Origin of the sequence: Chryseobacterium rhizoplanae (assembly GCF_900182655.1) — a bacterium.
GTDB lineage: Bacteria > Bacteroidota > Bacteroidia > Flavobacteriales > Weeksellaceae > Chryseobacterium > Chryseobacterium rhizoplanae.
Genome location: NZ_FXTC01000002.1, coordinates 96915 through 117772 on the forward strand (window position 1 = coordinate 96915; position 20858 = coordinate 117772).

Annotated in this window: 18 protein-coding genes; 6 read left to right on the top strand and 12 right to left on the bottom strand. The window is 36.8% G+C overall.

Translation table 11 applies throughout. The features are described 5' to 3' along the window. Nucleotides 1–238: 238 nt before the first annotated feature. The 7 genes from FN817_RS05755 to FN817_RS05785 all read right to left on the bottom strand — a co-directional run bounded on the left by FN817_RS05755 (nt 239) and on the right by FN817_RS05785 (nt 7829). The gene (locus tag FN817_RS05755) at nt 239–856 is read right to left on the bottom strand and encodes a hypothetical protein (RefSeq protein WP_142717118.1); all 618 of its coding nucleotides are present in this window, start codon (nt 854–856) and stop codon (nt 239–241) included. Nucleotides 857–874: 18 nt separating this feature from the next. Then, on the bottom strand, nt 875–3046 hold the full coding sequence (locus FN817_RS05760) for a TonB-dependent siderophore receptor (protein ID WP_142717119.1): 2172 nt from the start codon (nt 3044–3046) through the stop codon (nt 875–877). A gap of 305 nt (nt 3047–3351) precedes the next feature. Then, nucleotides 3352–3657 (bottom strand): 30S ribosomal protein S10, encoded by a 306-nt coding sequence (rpsJ, locus tag FN817_RS05765; protein ID WP_002661363.1) that lies wholly within the window; start codon nt 3655–3657, stop codon nt 3352–3354. Between the two features lie 16 nt (nt 3658–3673). Next, a complete protein-coding gene (gene fusA / locus FN817_RS05770) occupies nt 3674–5791 on the bottom strand; it encodes an elongation factor G (protein ID WP_142717120.1) in 2118 nt (705 codons plus the stop codon). Nucleotides 5792–5797: 6 nt separating this feature from the next. Further along, entirely contained in the window at nt 5798–6274 is a 477-nt protein-coding gene (gene rpsG / locus FN817_RS05775; protein WP_034694654.1) for a 30S ribosomal protein S7, read from the bottom strand. A 23-nt stretch (nt 6275–6297) separates the two neighbouring features. Continuing rightward, nucleotides 6298–6711 carry a 30S ribosomal protein S12 gene (gene rpsL / locus FN817_RS05780; RefSeq protein ID WP_002983146.1) on the bottom strand — a complete coding sequence of 138 codons (414 nt, stop codon included), beginning with the start codon at nt 6709–6711 and terminating at the stop codon, nt 6298–6300. A 170-nt stretch (nt 6712–6881) separates the two neighbouring features. Continuing rightward, entirely contained in the window at nt 6882–7829 is a 948-nt protein-coding gene (locus tag FN817_RS05785) for an alkaline phosphatase family protein (protein WP_142717121.1), read from the bottom strand. Nucleotides 7830–8265: 436 nt separating this feature from the next. Here FN817_RS05785 and FN817_RS05790 point away from each other — a divergent pair, with 436 nt between their 5' ends. The 6 genes from FN817_RS05790 to FN817_RS05815 all read left to right on the top strand — a co-directional run bounded on the left by FN817_RS05790 (nt 8266) and on the right by FN817_RS05815 (nt 12961). Continuing rightward, entirely contained in the window at nt 8266–8742 is a 477-nt protein-coding gene (locus tag FN817_RS05790) for a Dps family protein (RefSeq protein WP_142717122.1), read from the top strand. Nucleotides 8743–8837: 95 nt separating this feature from the next. Continuing rightward, nucleotides 8838–10016: a nicotinate phosphoribosyltransferase gene (pncB, locus tag FN817_RS05795; protein WP_142717123.1), complete on the top strand. Its 1179-nt coding sequence runs from the start codon at nt 8838–8840 to the stop codon at nt 10014–10016. Between the two features lie 131 nt (nt 10017–10147). After that, complete coding sequence (locus FN817_RS05800) at nt 10148–10618, top strand: YciI family protein (RefSeq protein WP_142717124.1); 471 nt, start codon at nt 10148–10150, stop codon at nt 10616–10618. A gap of 81 nt (nt 10619–10699) precedes the next feature. Beyond that, on the top strand, nt 10700–11674 hold the full coding sequence (locus FN817_RS05805) for a DUF6624 domain-containing protein (RefSeq protein ID WP_185149897.1): 975 nt from the start codon (nt 10700–10702) through the stop codon (nt 11672–11674). 225 nt (nt 11675–11899) lie between these two features. After that, entirely contained in the window at nt 11900–12133 is a 234-nt protein-coding gene (locus FN817_RS05810; protein ID WP_077413577.1) for a hypothetical protein, read from the top strand. A 72-nt stretch (nt 12134–12205) separates the two neighbouring features. Next, the gene (locus FN817_RS05815; RefSeq protein WP_142717125.1) at nt 12206–12961 is read left to right on the top strand and encodes a DUF5995 family protein; all 756 of its coding nucleotides are present in this window, start codon (nt 12206–12208) and stop codon (nt 12959–12961) included. Between the two features lie 58 nt (nt 12962–13019). On the opposite strand, the gene FN817_RS05820 is transcribed toward FN817_RS05815, so the two are convergent. From FN817_RS05820 to FN817_RS05840, 5 genes are all read right to left on the bottom strand, one after another. Then, the gene (locus FN817_RS05820) at nt 13020–16118 is read right to left on the bottom strand and encodes an efflux RND transporter permease subunit (protein WP_142717126.1); all 3099 of its coding nucleotides are present in this window, start codon (nt 16116–16118) and stop codon (nt 13020–13022) included. Then, the gene (locus tag FN817_RS05825; protein ID WP_142717127.1) at nt 16118–17233 is read right to left on the bottom strand and encodes an efflux RND transporter periplasmic adaptor subunit; all 1116 of its coding nucleotides are present in this window, start codon (nt 17231–17233) and stop codon (nt 16118–16120) included. The genes FN817_RS05820 and FN817_RS05825 overlap by 1 nt, the downstream gene beginning before the upstream one ends. A gap of 3 nt (nt 17234–17236) precedes the next feature. Beyond that, nucleotides 17237–18439 (bottom strand): TolC family protein, encoded by a 1203-nt coding sequence (locus FN817_RS05830; RefSeq protein WP_167498816.1) that lies wholly within the window; start codon nt 18437–18439, stop codon nt 17237–17239. A 311-nt stretch (nt 18440–18750) separates the two neighbouring features. Continuing rightward, nucleotides 18751–20112 (bottom strand): sensor histidine kinase, encoded by a 1362-nt coding sequence (locus tag FN817_RS05835; protein ID WP_142717129.1) that lies wholly within the window; start codon nt 20110–20112, stop codon nt 18751–18753. A 2-nt stretch (nt 20113–20114) separates the two neighbouring features. Next, entirely contained in the window at nt 20115–20789 is a 675-nt protein-coding gene (locus FN817_RS05840; protein ID WP_142717130.1) for a response regulator transcription factor, read from the bottom strand. Nucleotides 20790–20858 lie beyond the last annotated feature (69 nt).

Genomic DNA, 20858 nt, shown 5'->3' on the forward strand with positions numbered 1-20858 from the left:
ACCGTCTTAATGTTTTAAATTAAAATTGATATGAATAAATTAAAAAAAGTTAATACAAATTCGGGTAAGGAAGCATGAAGCTTTTGATGGAATTATCTTAGTCCAAAAGATTACCACCTAACTTTAATCTACATTCACCAAATTGAATATGTTTTCTTAAAAGTAATAAGAACTTTTAGCCCAATATCATATCCATCTCCTGCTTCCTGCTTCCAGCCCTCATAGGTATCAATGTGGTTTATTTTCTTCCTTTAAACTGAACATCTTTTACGATTGCTTCAAACTTCATATAGTGTTCAGGACTTAGTGCTTTCTGAATAGCAGCTTTTCTCTGGGTATCAAACTTCTCCCAGTATTCTTTGGCCAGATCATTGTTGCCGTGATAGACATCATGCGCATCATTGAATGCTTTTTCAAAAGCATCATTTGCCGCATTTACTACTTTGAACTCATCTTCAGAAAGCTGAGCTTCTGTTTTGATTCTTTCCAATAATGCATTGTCATATCTTGGTCTTTTTCTGGAATTCTCATCTACAAACTTATTGAACTTCTCCATCTGTGGGCCGTCTAAAACTGTAGCCATTTCGATAGACTGCTGTGCTCTCAGTTCTTCGTTCTTGATCCCTAAAGCTATGCGGTCCATATTACCACCCTGAGCTTTTGCAGCCTGGAAGTTCTGCTCCTGAAGCTGCTGATATTTTGCAGTGATTTCATTAAAGCTTTTTTCCTGTTCAGCAGTAAGTTTCACTTCTGTTTTAAACTGGTTATAGTCTATCCCTTTCTTTTTATCTCCGGAGCACGAGACAGCCGCTGCTCCAAGAGCTAATGCAAAGAATATAGTTTTGATACTTTTCATAATGAATAATTTTGTTGATTAGAATTTATAGTTTACCTGTACAGCAAAGTTTCTAGGCTGAATCTGATCGATGTATCCTCCTCTGAAATAAGAATTATACCCTACTGAATCAAAGATGTTGTTGAAGAAACCTCTTAATCCTAGTCCATTTTTGAAGGAATATCCTATCTGGGCATCTACCGTAGTATATTGTGGCATAAAGAAGGGTTTTTCTCCGGGTTGAGTTCCATTCACGTGACCGTTTTCTGTATTGGTATATATTTGTTTATAGTCATCCACTGGTCTTTCTCCAACAAAATAGATTCCGGCTCCTACGTCAAGACCTTTTAACATCCCTGTGTCGAATTTATAATTCAGCCATGCATTAGCAGAATGCTTAGGTGTATTAATAGGCGCTGAACCATTTACAAATGAAGGGCTGTCTTGATATTGTGCATCCACATAAGCCCATCCTGTCATCACTTGTAGGTTTGGAAGAATTTTACCTATCAATTCAACTTCAACACCTTGTCTTTTTAAATTACCCGCCAATGCATATTTTCCCGTAGGATTTCCACCATCAAGAAGTTCATATGATAAATTATCTGTCTTGATATCAAAGAGAGTTACATTAAATCTTAATCTTTCATTCAGCCAGTCTGATTTAATCCCAGCCTCCCATTGTTTTGTAGTAGATGCTCCTACAGTTCCTCCATTGAACAATACATTATTTGAACTTCTCAGCGCTGTAGTACTCGTATAGGAACCAAATATGTTCATATTTTCAATCGGCGAGATCATAATTCCCAAAGAAGGGTTCCAAGCGTAGTCTTTTTCTTTATCTGAACCAATTAATCTACTGTAACGAACTCCCAAATGAGCTTTAATATACTTATTAAAAGTAATGACATCCTGTGCCATTAGTCCCATTGTAGGTGCTACCGTGTTAATAGAACTAGCCGTTGATAAATCTATATTAACTCCGGCAGGAAGTATATTATTTATTTCATTCAGAACATTAATCTGATCAACGTCTTTAGCCTTATAGGAAGTAGTTGTAACATTAGATTCTTTCCAGTCAAAACCTACCTGAAAAGTGTGTTTCATGAACCCTGTCATTACATCAGCTCCGATAAAATCGAATTGAAATACTTTATTTAAATCCTCTCTTTCAGATCTCGTCAATGTTCTGTTACGGAACTCTGTCGGATTATCTCTCTTTAAAGGAGCTAGAGCCGCACCTACAATTTCAGTCTGATAAGATGAGCTCATATAAGCAGCTCTTAATTTCAATTTCTCAGTCAGCTTTCGTGTCACAGTTGTTGAGAAGTTGAATGTTTCAGTCTTTGCCTTATCTGTAGAAAACCCAAGAAATTTTCTTCCGGGCATTCTGTATATTGCCTCGGTATCTCCTTTAGCAAGATTTACAGTACCTCTGTCTGGGGTAGTATTGTTATGCATATAATCCATTTCCACAACAATCTCAGTTTTATCGTCCGGACGGATGGCAATGGATGGATTTACGTAAATACGCTCTGTATTAATAAATCTTCTGAAGCTATTATTATTTTGGTAAGCTGCATTTAGTCTGACAGCAACTTTCCCCTGAGAATCTAATACTCTCTGGAAGTCAACTGTTGGTCTATAGAAATCCCAGCTCCCATATCTGAAACCAACATTAGTCTGATTGATAAATTTAGGAACTTTAGTAACCACATTGATTACTCCACCTGCAGAGCCTAAACCGTCACCTATTCCCTGTGTAACAGCAGCAGATCCTTTAATTATCTGAATACTTTCTATTCCCTGCATATCAGTAAGCATTCCTGCGGTACGGAAATCGGAATCCATCTGAACCCCATTCTTTAAAACCGGAACCCCTCTATATCCTCTGATAGACATGCTTTCTCTGGTTCCTCCATAACTACCGAATTGAGTTACTCCGGGAACATTCTTTGCTACATCTGTAACTGTTAACCCTCCTAGATCCTCAATTACTTTATGGGAGATTACTGAAATACTCTGAATCTGATCTCTGGTTTTCAAAGGCAATCTTGTGATTGCTTCCAAACCTTGTGGTTGTTTTTTTCTTTCACCAAATAATTCTACTTCGTCAATTTCTTTCGACTTTTTAATAGAATCATTAACTTTCTGTGCATTTACAAAAACCCCACCTAACAACAGCAGAGAAAAGGATACTACTTTATTCATCTGATAATTTTTAGCAAAATTATTATTTTTATTAATTCTAAATAAACAAACAAGAGTGATATATGTCACCTGAAAAAGAACTATTAATATCGGATTATTAATCTCTGCTAAGGACTCTTTACAATCCCTAAACAGATGTACACTATCATTAAGAGTAATTCCCTGAAGGGTTTTTATGGTTGGAGAAAGTTCAATTCAAAAAAAAGCAGATTTGATGATGTATCAAATCTGCTTTTCAAGTAATATAAAAAAACCGTCCCTTAAAAAAGGAACGGTTTGTATAATCATTGCAAAGTATGCATTTATCACACTTTAATTTCAACGTCTACACCTGAAGGAAGTTCTAATTTCATTAGAGCATCAACAGTCTTAGAAGAAGAAGAGTAGATATCCATTAGTCTCTTGTGAGCTGATAATTGGAACTGCTCTCTTGCTTTTTTGTTTACGTGCGGAGATCTCAACACTGTGAAGATTCTCTTATTCGTTGGCAATGGAATTGGACCGTTTACAACAGCACCAGTAGCCTTTACCGTTTTTACGATTTTCTCAGCAGACTTGTCTACCAAGTTGTAATCGTAAGATTTTAGTTTTATTCTGATTCTTTGTGACATTTCTTTAATTTAAAAATTAACCTTTTGCTTTAGCTATGATTTCTTCAGCAACGTTTTGTGGAGTAGCCTGGTATTTCTCTAATTCCATAGAAGAAGTAGCTCTTCCTGATGAAAGTGTTCTTAGAGTTGTTACATATCCAAACATTTCAGAAAGTGGAACAGAACCCTTGATTACAACAGCACCGTTTTTCTCTTCCTGACCACTGATTGTACCTCTTCTTTTGTTAAGGTCACCAATGATGTTACCCATATATTCTTCCGGAGTTACAACTTCCAGTTTCATAATTGGCTCCATAATTACTGGCTTAGCAGCACGTCCCGCTTCTTTAAATCCTAATTTAGCAGCCATTTCAAATGAAAGAGCATCAGAATCCACCGCGTGGAAAGATCCGTCTTTAAGAACAACTTTAATACCTTCAACTTCGAAACCAGCCAAAGGACCGTTCTTCATTGCAGCTTTAAAGCCTTTTTCAATTGCAGGAACAAATTCTCTAGGAACGTTACCACCTTTGATCTCATTGATGAATTCTAAACCAACTTTACCTTCTTCAGCAGGTCCTAGTTCAAATACAATGTCAGCAAATTTACCTTTACCTCCAGATTGCTTTTTGTAAACTTCTCTGTGGCTGGCAACTTTTGTTAAGTTTTCTTTGTATTCTACCTGAGGTTGTCCTTGGTTAACTTCAACTTTGAATTCTCTCTTCATACGATCTACGATGATATCAAGGTGAAGCTCACCCATACCAGAGATAATCGTTTGTCCAGAAGCTTCGTCAGTTCTAACCGTAAACGTAGGATCTTCTTCAGCCAATTTAGCTAAAGCGTTACCCATTTTATCCTGGTCAGCTTTAGTTTTAGGCTCAACAGCGATACCAATTACCGGATCAGGGAAAACCATCGATTCAAGAACGATTGGGTTTTTCTCGTCACACATTGTATCACCTGTTTTGATAGATTTGAATCCTACCGCTGCACCAATATCACCAGCTTCAATATATTCTACCGGGTTTTGTTTGTTAGCGTGCATCTGATAGATTCTAGAGATTCTTTCTTTATCTCCTGAACGAGTGTTCAAGATATAAGAACCTGCATCCAGTCTTCCAGAGTATGCTCTGAAGAATGCTAATCTTCCCACGAACGGGTCAGTAGCAATCTTAAATGCTAATGCAGAGAAAGGCTCATCTACAGATGGTTTTCTTGTGATTTCAGCGTCAGTTCTTGGATCAGTACCTTTGATATCATCTTTATCCAATGGAGAAGGCAAGTATTTACATACTGCATCCAACATAAACTGTACTCCTTTATTCTTGAATGAAGAACCACAAGTCATTGGGATAATAGATAAATCGATAGTAGCTTTTCTAAGAGCTTCGTTGATTTCGTCTTCAGAGATTGAATCTGGATCTTCGAAGAATTTCTCCATCAAAGTCTCATCGTAGTCAGCTACAGCTTCTACTAATTTCTCTCTATATTCCAGAACTTCAGCTTTCATGTCTTCAGGAATTGGCACTACTTCGAAAGTAGCTCCTTGTCCTGCTTCATCCCAGATGATAGCTCTGTTTTTAATTAAGTCAACAACACCTTTGAAATCTTCTTCAGCACCGATTGGTAAAACGATTGGAACTGCGTTAGATCCTAACATTTCTTTAACCTGGTTTACCACGTTAAGGAAGTCAGCACCTTGTCTGTCCATTTTGTTTACGAATCCCATTCTTGCAACTTTGTAGTTGTCAGCAAGTCTCCAGTTTGTTTCAGACTGAGGCTCTACTCCATCTACTGCAGAGAATAAGAATACCAATCCATCCAATACTCTTAAAGATCTGTTTACTTCTACTGTGAAGTCAACGTGTCCCGGTGTATCAATGATGTTGAAGTGGTAAGGCTTAGTTTCAGGTAAAGCTTTTCCTTGATCTGTTGGAAAGTTCCAAGAACAAGTGGTAGCTGCAGAAGTAATGGTAATACCTCTTTCTGCTTCCTGCTCCATCCAGTCCATTGTAGAAGCACCATCGTGAACTTCTCCAATTTTGTGGTTTACCCCTGTATAGAATAGAATCCTTTCTGTAGTGGTAGTCTTACCTGCATCAATGTGAGCAGCGATACCAATATTTCTTGTAAATTTAAGATCTCTTCCCATTTCAGATTAGAATTTGAAGTGTGAGAAAGCCTTGTTAGCTTCCGCCATTTTGTGAGTATCAGATTTCTTTTTGAAAGCAGCACCTTCTTCTCTTGAAGCAGCTACAACTTCGTTAGCTAATTTCAAAGCCATAGACTTATCATTTCTAGCTTTAGAATATTTGATTAACCATTTCATTGCCATAGAAATTTTTCTATCAGCTCTGATTGGCATAGGGATTTGGAAGTTAGCTCCACCTACTCTTCTAGAACGTACTTCTACGTGAGGCATTACATTTGTAAGTGCATCTTTCCAGATTTCAAGTGCAGTTTTTTCGTTATCTCCTTTTTTAGTTTCTACGATCTCTAATGCATCATAGAAAATTTTGAATGCGATTGACTTCTTACCGTCAAGCATTAAGTTGTTTACGAATCTCGTTACCAATTGATCATTAAATTTCGGATCTGGTAACAACGGTCTTTTTTTCGCTTTTGTCTTTCTCATTGCTTTTGTACCTTATTTAATGATTATTTTTTCTTTCCTTTTGCAGGAGCAGCTGCTGCTTGTCCTGGTTTAGGTCTCTTAGCTCCGTACTTAGATCTTCTCTGAGTTCTTCCATTTACACCAGCGGTGTCTAATGCACCTCTTACGATGTGGTAACGTACTCCCGGTAGGTCTTTCACCCTTCCGCCTCTAACCAATACTATCGAGTGCTCCTGTAGATTATGTCCTTCGCCCGGGATATAGGCATTCACTTCTTTACCGTTTGAAAGTCTTACCCTTGCTACTTTTCTAAGTGCAGAGTTAGGTTTCTTAGGTGTAGTTGTATATACTCTCGTACATACACCACGTCTTTGTGGACAAGAATCAAGGGCAGCCGATTTGCTCTTCTTGGCAAGCGTGGCTCTTCCTTTTCTTACTAATTGTTGAATAGTAGGCATTTAATTGCTTTTTATTTTAGGGTGCAAAAATAATAATATTTTTTTAATTGACAAGTAGTTATGTATTTTTATTTCTTTAAAAAATATTTTTTTTGCTTTTCCTAACTGTTAAAAACCTCTCTGATTTTAGGGTATTTACATCAAAGAGGCAGATAGCAAAAAATATTTTTTTATTTAAAAGCATCCTTTATAACTTTTCCTTTTGCGTATTGTAGAGGAAACCTTAAAAGTTCTGCAATTGTACTTGCGATATCAATCTGCTCATAATTTCCCGTGCTTATAGTTGTGTTCTTTTTAAAATCAGGCCCCATCGCAAAGAACTCAATATGTCTACATCCTGCACAATCATCTCCATGCTCTGCAAAACCTCCATTGGCATCTATATGTCTGCCATGATCGTTTGAGACAATAAGGGTTGTTTTATCTTTATAAGCCGGAAGCGACTGGATATAATCCCAGATTTCTTTAATGGAGGCATCTGTAGTTTTAATCGCTTTGATATATCCGTCCCAGTTGTTAGCATGTCCATTAGAATCTACATCTTTAAGGTTGATTACAATAAGATTCGGACTATATTTTTTCATAACCTCTTTTGTATTGGTCATAGTCACTGCATCCTCACGATATCCTGATCCGTTACCGCTTACCCCACAATCAACACTCGGCTGAAACTTTCCTTTCCAGTCTGTTAACTTACAGTCATTGAGTACTTCCAGTTTATCTTTGGAAGCAATTACCCATGCTTTTGTCTTATCTGCTCCTGTAAACTTTAACCATTGCTGCATTACAGAAGGATATCCCGGTAATTCGGTACCATTGTTTTTAATATTTTCATATATCCCCGAACACATTGCACTGTGTCCCGGATTGGTATTGGTTGTTCCATTGTTTTTAAAATTGCTGATAAATACACCCTGACTTAGAAGATTAACCCTGTTTGGAATATTTTCCTTATTGGCAGCTTCCCAGGTTTCAGAAATACGGGGCCCGTCTACAACAAGTAAAACTACATTTTTGGTTTGGTATTTTTCTTCGGTTTTTGTTTGTGCATCCGTATCATTATTGCTACATGACAAGGAGAAGAATGACAAGATAGAATACAAGAAGATTTTTTTCATAGCTTTATACATATTATTTGTGGATTTTGATTGCAAATCTATAGAAACAGACACCCCTGTATATTAACAGATTATTATCTAATTCTTAATAATTCAACAACAAGGGAATAATACATACACCTAGAATTCATCGTTTATTATTTACAATACCATTATTGATTTCAGGATTATTCAAAATTGTTATTTAGTTTGTCAGAGACAAAGGTCCTAATAACAATTCCCCATACCTTATCCTGTATATTCTAATAAATCCAAACTATTTTAAAAAATTTTCTTATAGTTACCATCTATTAATAATCAATGGATTTCGGCACGATATTTCGTAAATTTGAGATATCAAATGATAAACACATCGGTCACCCTCAAAGCTTCACAGAATATTATATTCACTGTAGCTGGTGATTATATCTTACTTTAAAAAAATAAATATATACATATGAAAAATGCTAGTATCATCGGCCTTAAAGAAGCCGATTGTAAAAAGATTTCAGAAAAATTAAATGTACTTTTAGCCAACTATTCTGTGTTTTACCAGAATACAAGAGGTTCTCACTGGAACATCAAAGGAGAGCAATTCTTTACCCTTCATCCAAAATTTGAGGAGTTATACAACAGCCTTGTTTTAAAGATTGATGAAATTGCAGAAAGAATCCTTACGTTGGGAGCAACCCCTGCACACAATTACTCAGACTATTTGAAGGTAGCAACCATTAAAGAAAGTAAAGAAGTCACTGATGGTAACAAAAGTGTTGAGCAGATTCTGAGTTCTTTCAAAGTAGTCATTGATCTGCAGAGAGAGCTTTTAGATATTACGGATGAGGCAGGAGATGAAGGTACCAATTCGCAAATGAGCGATTATATTACCGAACAGGAGAAAGAAGTTTGGATGTACAATTCTTATCTTGGAAAATAACTCCATAAAATGCATTGAAATATTTCAAAAAAATCGCCTTACATTTAGGCGATTTTATTTTTTATTTTTATATTTGCGTTAAAATTACACATATTATGATCGACGTAAGACTGAACTCTATTCTAGATAATGATTTTTATAAAATAACCATGCAGAACGCAGTGGTAAAACTATTCCCCAGCTCTATTGTAAAATACGAATTCATCAACAGGGGAAAGCACCACTTTCCGGAAGGATTTGACGTTGCTTTAAGGGAAGCTGTTAATAAAATGGCTGAACTTAAACTTACGAAAGACGAGAAAAAGTTCATGGCAAGAACATGTCCTTATATTGATCTTCCTTATCTTGATTTTTTGGAGGGATATCATTATGACCCTTCTGAAGTAAAAATACACCAGGAAGGAGGCGATCTTTCCGTTGTTGTAGAAGGACTTTGGTACAGAACAATTTTATGGGAGGTTCCTTTACTGGCCCTGATCAGTGAACTTCACTATGAAATGAACCACATGGAAAGAGACTCCAATGAAGTAGTAATGAGCAAAACCATAGAAAAAGCAGACTCATTAGGCAGGCTAGGGGTAACTTTTGCAGAATTTGGAACCAGAAGAAGACATTCTTATAAAGTACAGAATCTGGTAATGGAAGCATTGACTCAAAAAAGAGACTCAACTTTTATCGGAAGCTCTAATGTACATTTTGCAATGAAATATGGTGTAAAACCTATAGGAACCCATGCCCATGAATGGTTTATGTTCCATGCTGCTGAGTACGGTTTCAAAATGGCCAACGAAATGGCTCTGGAACATTGGGTAGACGTATACAGAGGGGATCTTGGAGTGGCGCTTTCAGATACATATACTACGGATGTTTTCTTCCAGCAGTTTGACAAAAAATTTGCAAAACTTTTTGATGGTGTACGCCATGACAGTGGTGACGCTTTAGAATTTGCAGACAAAACCATAGCCCATTATCAAAGGAATGGTATCAATCCTATGTTTAAGTATATTATTTTTTCCGATGCGCTCAATCTTGAAAAGGTAGAAGAAATCACCAATTACTGCAGAGGAAAAATTGGCATTTCATTCGGAATAGGAACCAATCTTACCAATGATGTAGGCTTGAAACCAATGAACATTGTAATGAAACTTATTGGTGTACAGGCTCCAAATAAAGAGTGGATTCCTACGGTAAAACTTTCGGATGAGCATGGTAAATATACCGGAGATCCGAAGATGATTGAATTGGCGAAAGAATTTTTAAGAATTAAAGACTAATAGTCTCATCAGAACAATTAAATATAACCTCGTAACCGTCGAGGTTTTTTTGCGTCTTATCATTTAAAAAATTCATTAATCATTAATCATAAATCTTTAAGGTTTTATTATATTTATCAAAATAAAACAAGATGAAATCAAGAACATTATTAACTATATGCCTCCTCATATCAGCATTGTCCTTTGCCCAGGAAAAGAAAGCAGAAAAACCTAAGTATAATGAGGAACTGGCAACTTCATTAGGAGCTGACAAATACGGTATGAAACCTTATACTATTGTCATGCTGACAACTGGCACTGCAAAAATTGATGACAAAACCAAAATGGGCGAACTCATGAAAGGTCATATGGCCAATATCGGTAAACTGGCAGATGAAGGCAAAATTGTGGTAGCCGGTCCTTTCCTTGAAAAAAATAAAGAAAACTACCGCGGAATGTTTATTTTCAATACCAAATCTAAGGAAGAAGCTGAACAATGGGTAAAAACAGATCCCGCTGTACAAGCCGGAGTCTTTAGTTATGAAATTCTCCCATGGTATGGTTCAGCAGCGCTACCATTGTATCTTAAACATCATGATGAAATCTCAAAAGAAAATCCATAATATCATTTTAAAAATATTGAAAATCTTGAAGAATTAAATTTAAATTCACACTTTTGTAAAGACTCAAAAAAAATAACACCCATGAAAATAAGACTATTCGTACTGTTGCTTTTAGCATCAACAAAACTGTTCTTCGGACAAACTGTTCCCAAAGAATACACCGATAAAGTAAAAGCGGCTGAATCATTTTACCAAGCCAAGGATTTCAAAAACTCTGCCAACAAGTATTCAGAAGCATTTAAATCTAATGGCTGGAAAGCATCTCTAAATGACAGGTATAACGCAGCATGCTCCTGGGCAATGGCATCAGGACCAGACAGTGCATTTTCCCAACTTGACAGGATTGCAGCAAAATTCAGTAATTACAACCATATAACTAAGGATACAGACCTTAGCTCTTTACATAATGATAAACGATGGAAGCCTCTCATCGAAAAAATCAAACAGAATCAGGAGAAAGCAGAAGCAAATTTGAATAAACCCTTGGTAGCAAAGCTTGGTAATATTTATAATGAAGACCAAAAGTATAGACGACAAATCGATAGCATTGAAAAAAAATACGGTGGGAGTTCAAAAGAAATGGACAAGCACTGGCGGCTTATCAATAAAAAAGATTCACTAAATCTTATTGAGGTAAAAGCCATTCTTGATAAATATGGCTGGCTGGGTCCTGATGTTGTTGGCGGGCAGGGAAGCGTTACATTATTTCTTGTTATCCAGCATGCAGATCAGGCAACACAGGAAAAATATTTACCTATGATGAGAGATGCTGTAAAAAACGGCAAAGCACAAAGCGGCAGTCTGGCCCTTCTCGAAGACAGGGTGGCCCTGAGACAAGGTAAAAGACAGATTTACGGCAGTCAGATTGGACGTGATCCTGAAACACAACTATATTATGTATCTCCACTGGAAGATCCTGAAAATGTAGATAAAAGACGGGCAGATGTTGGACTTCCCCCATTGGCAGAATATGTAAAGAATTGGCAAATGAAATGGGATGCTGAACAATATAAAAAAGACTTGCCTAAACTGGAGGCAAAAATAAAGCAGAAATAGCAGAAATCACATCACTATACTATTCATCGTTAGATTTCCAATCTAATTGACATTCTTCCATTTTAAACTTGGCATTTAAAAAATCTAATCTTCATTTTAATATTTATCATCAATTAATTCAAACATCATAGAATAATTTACTATTTTAGTTCAATATTTTTAAACCTACTTATTTAATTATAAGAGTGTTAAGAAATTAATTTACTAAACAAAAAAAATTAAACCATGAAAAAGAACTTAACAAAACTTTTGAGAACAGATTTGAAAGATGTATTTGGAGGAACGCTGTATCCGGCAGAATGTCCCGGAGGATGCCACGGTGAAGGCATGATCAGATGTCCTGACGGCACCACCACAATGACGAATTTTATATGCATGGGAGGAACCTGCCAACCGGCAGCAATGTGTAAACCATTGGTTCTTGAACCTTTTCCAGATCCGATTATAATCACCCCATAATCTGAATGAACAATACATAAAGTGAGCTTTCCGGCTCACTTTTTTAGTATCTTTAAGTAAACAAAACCTACCATGAAAACCATTGAAGAAGTTCTTAAAAAACTGGATGAAATTATCATCTGGTGTAAAGAAAATCAAAGTCCGGCAGGATATTTTGCCTGTACGTACAGGATCATGACTGCACAGGTTCTGAAAGGTATTCAGCAGAAAAAATTTGAAGACAATCCACGAATGACATTACTGGATCTCGCTTTTGCACAAAGATACATTCAGGCATGGGAGAGTTACAGCAAAGGAGAGAAATGTACAAATTCATGGTATATTGCCTTTGAAGCCGGCAAAAATAAAAACCTGTTGATCCTACAGCATATATTTTTGGGAATGAATGCACACATCAATCTCGACCTTGGTATTTCTGCAGCTTCAATCATGCCTTACCGGAAAATAAATCCTTTGAAAAAAGATTTTGAAAACATTAATAATGTTATTGCTTCCATTAATCAGAATGTACAAAACTCTTTAAACAAAATCTGTTATCCGGTAGATCTTGTTGACAAACTCTCCAATGGAAAAGATAATGCTGTACTTGATTTTGCTATTTCCAAAGCGAGAGACACTTCCTGGGCAACGGCAGTCATTGCATCCAATACTCCCAATTTTTTTAGAGAATCTGTAATTGGCATTGTAGATTATGCAGCAGCAAAAGTTGCCACCCAAATTTTGAATCCGAAAATCCTCACTCCTACCCTTTTAAAAGAATTTAAAAAATGCGAAAGCAGTGATGTGGTGAAAAATATTGAAATTTTAGAATCTACAAAAAATTCATAACAAAAAAGCCGGGATCTTCCTCACGGATCCCGGCTCATAATGAACAAAATAAAAGAAACTATATTGCTTCCTTATGCTTTTTGCGATAAGCATAATGGAAAATAATTGGTAACACAGTAAATGACAGCAGCATACAGATAATCAATCCTCCAACGATCATAATGGCTAAAGGTTTCTGAATTTCGGAACCCATTCCATTTGACATCGCTGCAGGAAGTAATCCCATAGATCCCATCAGGGCAATCATTACTACCGGACGGATTCTGCTTTTCACTCCCTGGGCAATGGATTCTTTGAGTGACATTCTGTTTTGCAGATTCTCTTTCATCACTCCAATCAGAACGATACCATCTATGGTAGCCACTCCAAAAAGGATGATGAAACCTATTCCTGCTGAAATTCCAAAAATGGTTCCCGTAAACCAAAGGGATAAAAATCCTCCGATAAATGCAAACGCAAGGGTGATGGAAGAGATCAGCGTATCTTTTACGTTCCCGAAATTGAAATACAGCAGCATCAGAATCAAAACTAAAGAAATCGGTACTACCATTGCCAGCTGTTTTGCGGCTCTTTCTTTGCTCTCAAATTCCCCTGCCCATGTCATTTTATGATTCTTTGGAAGCTTTACTTCTTGATCTACTTTGGCTTTGGCTTCTTTAATGGTACTTCCAAGGTCACGTCCCTCAATATTAAATCCGACTCCGATATATCTGCTGTTTCCTTCACGGTAAATAAATGATGGTCCCGTATGATAATCAATGGTGGCGATTTCTTTCAATGGAACTTTCTTATTATCCTGGGTCGGGATGAGAATATTCCCCATTTTTTCCGGTGTGTCACGGTATTGTTTTTCAAACCTAAGCATGACGTCAAACATTCTTTCTTCTTCGTAAAATTTGGTTGCAGCCTGTCCTCCGATCGTCATTTCAATCACGGCCTGTGCATCTGCTGTGGAAACACCATATTTTGCCATTTTGGAATCATGGAGCTGTATTCTTAGTTCCGGAAGTCCAATATTTTTGAAAACATTCACGTCTGATATTCCCGGAACCGTTCTGATGGAATTGGCTACTTTATTGGCATAATTTTCTAGCTCAAATAAATCATTCCCGAAAATTTTAATGACCAACGGAGCTTTTACCCCTGCTACATATTCTTCCACATTATCCTGAATCGGCTGGCTGAATCCGAAATTGATTCCCGGATATTTTTCAAGGGAAATTCTCATTTCTTCGAGAAGTTCATCTTTGGATATTTTTTTCTTCCACTCATTCTCTGGTTTCAGCTGAATATTAAATTCGATATTAAAGAAACCTGTAGGATCGGTACCATCATTCGGGCGGCCAGTCTGAGTCATGACAAATTTTACTTCATCATATTTCATGAGAATTTCTTTCATTTCTTTGGTTAACCGTACAGATTCATCCAGATTGACACTGTTTGGAAGGGTTGCCCTCACGTAGATGGCGCCTTCATTCAGCTTGGGTAAAAATTCAGATCCGTAATTCGAGAATCTCCATCCACAGACTGCAAGCAAAGCAACGAAACCAATAATAAATCCTTTTTTGTAACGGTCACTGAATTCGTAAATTCTGTAGATATTGACTCTGAAGAATTTTGAAATAAAATTTTCTTTCTCTTCAATATTTTTTGTCAATAAAAGTTTACACATCGCCGGAACATAAGTCAAGCTTAAGATCAACGAGCCTAATAAAGCATATCCCAGTGTAAATGCCAACGGAGAGAACATTTTACCTTCTACTTTCTGGAAAGAGAAAATCGGCATCAGGGCAACGATAAGGATCAACAGGGCAAAGAAAATATAACTGGCCACACTTCCTGCGCTTTTCTTAATGATTCCCAGTTTTGATATTTTGTTGAATCTTTTCAGCCCTATTTTCTTGGCCTTAAGCTCGAGGGCGACAAAGACGTGTTCAACAATGACGAGCGTTCCTTCCAGCAAAAGCCCGAAGTCCAGTGCTCCCATTGAAATCAGGTTGGCAGGCAATCCCTGAATTTTCAACATAATAATGGCAAATAAGAAAGCCAAAGGAATGACCGATGCTACAATAAAGGTTGTTCTCCAGTTGTAAAGAAATATAAATACAATGATGGAAACCAGAATAACCCCCTCAATAAGGTTTTTGGAAACGGTATGAACAGTTGTATTCACCAGTTCTGTACGATCAATAATCGGAACAATCTGAACATCACCCGGAAGTTCTCCTCCATTCAACTGTTCTATTCTGTCTTTCAGTCTTGCAATCACTTCACTTGGGTTTTCACCCCGAAGCATGATCACAATTCCTTCTACTACATCATTTTCCTTGTTATACCCTACCTGACCCAATCTTGGTTTTGCTGAAACTTTTACTTCAGCAACATGCTTTACCAGAATTGGTGTAGAACCTTTTACCTCGATCTGAATATTCTCAATATCTTCTTTTTTCTCTAAAAGACCAATCCCCCTCACTACATAAGCCTGATCTCCTTTTGCTACTACATCTCCTCCTACATTAATATTACTCTTCGAAACTGCTTCATACACATCCAGGGGGGAAAGGTCGTAATTGTGTAATTCCGTAGGATTAATTTTTATCTCATATGTTTTTTCTTCTCCACCAAAGCTTACGACATCTGCAACACCGGGAACGGCCAGCAATTCTCTTTCCACCACCCAATCCTGAATGGAGGTAACTTCTTTGATCGGAAGTTTACTTTTAATGATATACCGGTAAATTTCACCTGTAGCACCAGAGGGAGGTTCAATGCTGTATTCTGCTCCTGCGGGAAGTTCTACATTTCCGAGTTTATTGGAAGCATACTGCTGGGCATAAAAATCATTGACATGATCATCAAAAATCACAGTGACCACAGATAATCCGAACAGGGAAATAGAACGCACCGAAGTTTTGTTCGGGATGGCATTCATTTCCTTTGAAATGGGTAAGGTGACAAATTTTTCTATTTCTTCAGCACTTCTTCCCGGCCATTGGGTAATGACTCTTACTCTGGTATTGGTAACATCCGGAAATGCTTCAATAGGAGTATGTATATAGGAATAGATTCCTCCGGCAAGCAATAGAAAAGTTCCCAAAAGAACAATCAATGAGTTTTTTAAAGAGAAGGAAACTATATTCTGTACAAATTTTCGCATTACTTCGTGGAATTATTTAATTGGTTTTTCAGGTTTTCATAGATCAGCAGACCGTTGGAAGCAATGACATTTTCACCTGGTTTTAAATTGCCTTCTACATAGATATACTGACTATTGGAAGCAATCTCTGTCACAGGTCTTATCTCAAGTTCACAGTCTTTTTTGTAGACTACAACATAGCTTTGATTATTATCAAAGATTAAAGCTTTCGCAGGAATAGCCAGTGCACTTTTATTTTGTGAATTAATGGGCAATACTACATCTGCAGACATTCCCGGTCTTAATTTCATTCCATTATTATCCATAATGATTTTCGCTTTGAGTACTCTTTCATTTTCATTGAAAACCTGAGAAATATTATCAATCTTTCCGGAAAAACTGTCATCAGGATAAGCTAGAGTCTTCACTACTACAGGCTGGTCTACATAAACGTGTCTCATATTGGTTGCGTACACATTCGCCATTACCCATACCTTATCCAGATTGGAAATCGTAAAAAGCTGATCTCCTCCTGCTGTAACCGGCATTCCTTTGGAAATATTTTTGGAGATAACATATCCGTCTGCAGGCGCTTTGATCTGAATGGTATTCCCTCCCGCTGAATACAGCTGCATATTTTTCTGTGTTTTGGAAATATTAGACTGCAAAATGGCAACTTCCGATTTTGCTTCCTGCAAATCTTTCTGAGAGGCAATATCATCTTTATACATTGCTTCTACGGAAGACAGTTTTCTCTTCGCTACAGCCAGTTGAGCCTGCAAAGTTTGGGTATCATCCTGCATTTCGTTGACAGCCGTACTTTTTACACTCGCCAGCGTCTGTCCTTTTTTTACATAATCTCCGAGGGAGAAATAAGTATCCATAACAACTCCGTCTACAAGACTTACAAAAGGAACTGTTTTATCAGAATTGCTTTCCACTTCTCCGGTGAGCGTGATACTTTCTTCTATGGGAAGCATTTCTGCCTTTACGAGCTTAATATCTTTTTTAAGCTCTCTACTGATGCAATAGCTTTTTTCAGCTTCTTTATTTTCTTCTTTTCCGACACAGCCTGTAAAAATAATGAGGGCAGACAGGTAAGCTGCAGCAATGTATTTGGTAATATTTTTGTTCATATCTTATAAGTCTTGTCCTACAACATACTGCAGGTTTTCGTAGTATTGATTAAGTTCTTTTTTCGTGTCCAGGATAATCATTTTGTTTCCGATATAAGTATCCAGAAAATCCATATATTCGAGCATGCTGATATTTCTTAGTCTGAAGTTTTTCTCGTGGCTTACCAGCAATCCATCCAATGTAGATTCATAGCTATCATCGATTTCTTCTGAAACCTGCTGTGTTCTGATATAATTTCTAAAAACAGAGACAATTTCGTTTTCTGACTTGAGCATATTTTTACGGGTCTCAAGCTTACTTTTCTCAATTTCAAGCTTAGCTTCCTGAATATTTCCTTTGTTACGGTCGAAAATGGGTAGATCCATAGAAACCCCCAATCCTATAAAGTCTTTCATAATATTCCCCCCACGGTCGTATCCAATGGAAAAAGCTACGTCCGGTATTTTCATGGCATTTTGAATCTCCAGATTTTTGGCGGCTAGCTTCTCCTTGTTTTTTGAGATCATGATATCGGGACGGTTTTCTTTTGCCTTTTCCATCCATTGGTTTACTTCCAGTTCTGAAAGTTGTTTTTCCGGCATGACAAATGGGTCTGAAATCATCAGATATGGTTGAGAAGGCAGCATCAACAAGGCTTTCAATTCTACCTGCTGATCTTCAATTTCCTGTTTTAATGAAATCAGCTTTTTCTTGAATTCAATTTCCTGTGCTTTCAGACGGACATATTCAGCTTTGCTGATATTTCCCAGCGTTAACTGATTGTTATAGGATTTTGTTAATTTCTCAATGGAAGCAATTTGTCCCTGATAGATTTTCTGCTGTTCCTGATTGTAAAGAATTTCAGTGATCGTATTTCTCAGTGTTTTCTTAAGCTCACGCAAAACTTCCTGCAGTTCATACTTCTCACCTTCCACTTCTATTTTTTGAAGCTCAATATTTTTTCTTCTCTTTCCGGCAGTCTGAATCACCTGCTCTATTTCAGCAGAGATCTGTGTATTTTTCCCCCAGTTTCCAATGAGTGCAGGCTGTTCTTCTATATCATAAGTTCTCCATAGATTCACTTCGCTGATGCTTAATTTGGGATTGGGCCAGTATTTAGCCTGAACAGCTCTTGCTTCTGCTTGTGAAATTTCAAGCTTCTGTGCAATAAGGTCCAGGTTTTTAGCCAGAAAAATAGTTTCAGCTTCCTTTCTGCTGATTTTCATAGTATCTGAAATCTGCGCGGAAAAGAAACTGAAACAGTGAATATAAAATAGGGTTAAAAATAGCTTCTTCAAGATCTTTTATTTTAAGACCACAAAGCTATTCGTCTAATATTAGAGGGAATTTTAAAGAAAATTAAAATTCGGTTAGTTCAACATTAGAGTTTGATTAGAATGATTTTAATTTCCGGGAATTGTGTTTGAATAGTAATGTTTGGGCTAAAGCCAAATGATTTCGGATATATTTTGTAAGCGGGTTAAAACCCGCTCCTATTGAATATTTTAAAACACGAATAATTTCACCAATAACACGATTATGAGTGAACCGGAAATTGAAGAAGGACAGTCGTTCCGGCGTTGACAACAGAATCAATTTTCATTACAATATGATGATGATCGAAAATACTCTTCGAAAGGGACAAACCAATTCCGCTTCCTTTCACCGTATCTACATTTTTTCCCCTGTAGAAGGTTTCGGATATTTTAGCAAGATCTTCTGTAGGAATTCCTCTTCCTTCGTCACGAACTTCAATATACAGTTGATTTTCTTTTTCAGACAAAGTAAGCACTACAGGTTTATCGTAAGAATATTTAACCGCATTTTCAACAATATTATATATCGCAAGGTAAAGCAGTGTTTCGTTTCCGGGAAATTCCAGCAACCCAGGTTTTGTTACCTGAAGCTGTATTTTAATAGATGAGTTGTTTTCTTTTGCCTTAGGTTCCAATTTCTCATAAATTTTCCAGATCAGCTCATCCACTCTCATTTGTTTGTGGGAAGACTCAAGCTTTGTCATTCCGGACATCAGCAAAAGGTTGTTGAGAATATTTTCAATCTCGTACACATTTTCTAATGATTCCTTCGCTACTTCCCTGTACTCTTCCGGAGTTCTGTCTCTTTGGGCAAAAACTTCCAGATTTCCGGAGATCGCAGCCAAAGGAGTTTTAAACTCATGAGAAACATAATTGATAAAATTCTGCTGCAAAAGAACGTTTTCAGAAATCCTTCCCAACAGTTTATTGTACGATTTAATAAGATCTTCAATCTCATCATTGGTATTGGTAGAAGTAATTGCCGTAGAAATATTATTGTATTCCACTTTATTGATACGCTCTACAACATTGGAAATAGGCTTATAAACCACCTTTGAAAGATACCGGCTCAAAAAATAAATAGCCAGCAAACCAATCACCAATACCGAAAGCATAATAATGGCCAGCCTCAATATCTGGGATTGAAAAGAATCATTTGAGGATTTTACAAAAACTACGAAATCCCCCTGGTTGTCCGGATAAAAAATCCCATAGTAGAATTGATTATCAGACATAAACTGAATCCCTTTATTAGCCCGGACTGACTGCAAATGGGAAAGCTTTATATTTTTATCATTAAGGTTATGTCCAAAAGTGACTTCGTTATTCTGATTGTAGACTGCTACCCTGTTATTCTGAATAAGATGATTGTACTCTTTCTTGATCTGGGCATGTCTGTCTTTTGGAAGTTCATCTTTTTCAAGATAATAAATAGCAGAAATAAGCGCCGTATTCCTTAGTTTTTCAAAATAAAAGATCTTAGTACTGTCATAATACGCAAAGAATATCACCGCAGATGTGATGATAGAAACGATGCCGAATGAAAGGCTTGAAATAAGGGTAAACCTGTTTCTGAGCGTCATTTTCAGTCTTTGATTAAATATCCGGTTCCTTTTACAGTATGAATAATTTTCTGTTCGGTTTCGTCAATTTTATTTCGGACATAGGAAATATAAACATCCACTACATTCGTTGTATTATCAAAATCAATTCCCCAAACTTTATGTAAAATCTGAGTTCTGCTCAATACCTTATTTTTATTCTCCATCAGGAAAGTAAAAAGTTTATATTCCGTAGGGGAAAATTCAATTTCTTTATCATCCTGGGTTACCTTATGCAGATCGGTATCAATGACAATATTTCCGCAAGATAGATATTGATCTTCCTTCTGGTAGCTTAATTTATTTCTTCTGGTTAAAGCTTTAATTCTTGAAATCAATTCTTCAAAATGGAAAGGTTTTGATAAATAATCGTCGGCACCCATATCCAGCATTTTGATCTTATCATCCGGGCTGTTCAAGGCACTTAAAACCAAAATCGGAGTATAGTTTCCTTTAAATCTTATAATTTGTGTTAACTGCATTCCATCCAAACCGGGAAGCATGATGTCCATTAAAATAAGATCAAAATCATAGGTATGAAGAAGTTCCCGGGCTTTTTCCCCGGAATCTGCAAGGGTGAGATTATATCCAGCCTCGGAAAGGCCTTTAATCAGGAAATTGCTGATTCTTTGATCATCTTCTACCAACAAAATATTCATAAGTCTCTGAAATTTCCTATAAATATAAGTATTCTAATTAAGAAAGGAAGCTGGAGACTGGAAGAGAGA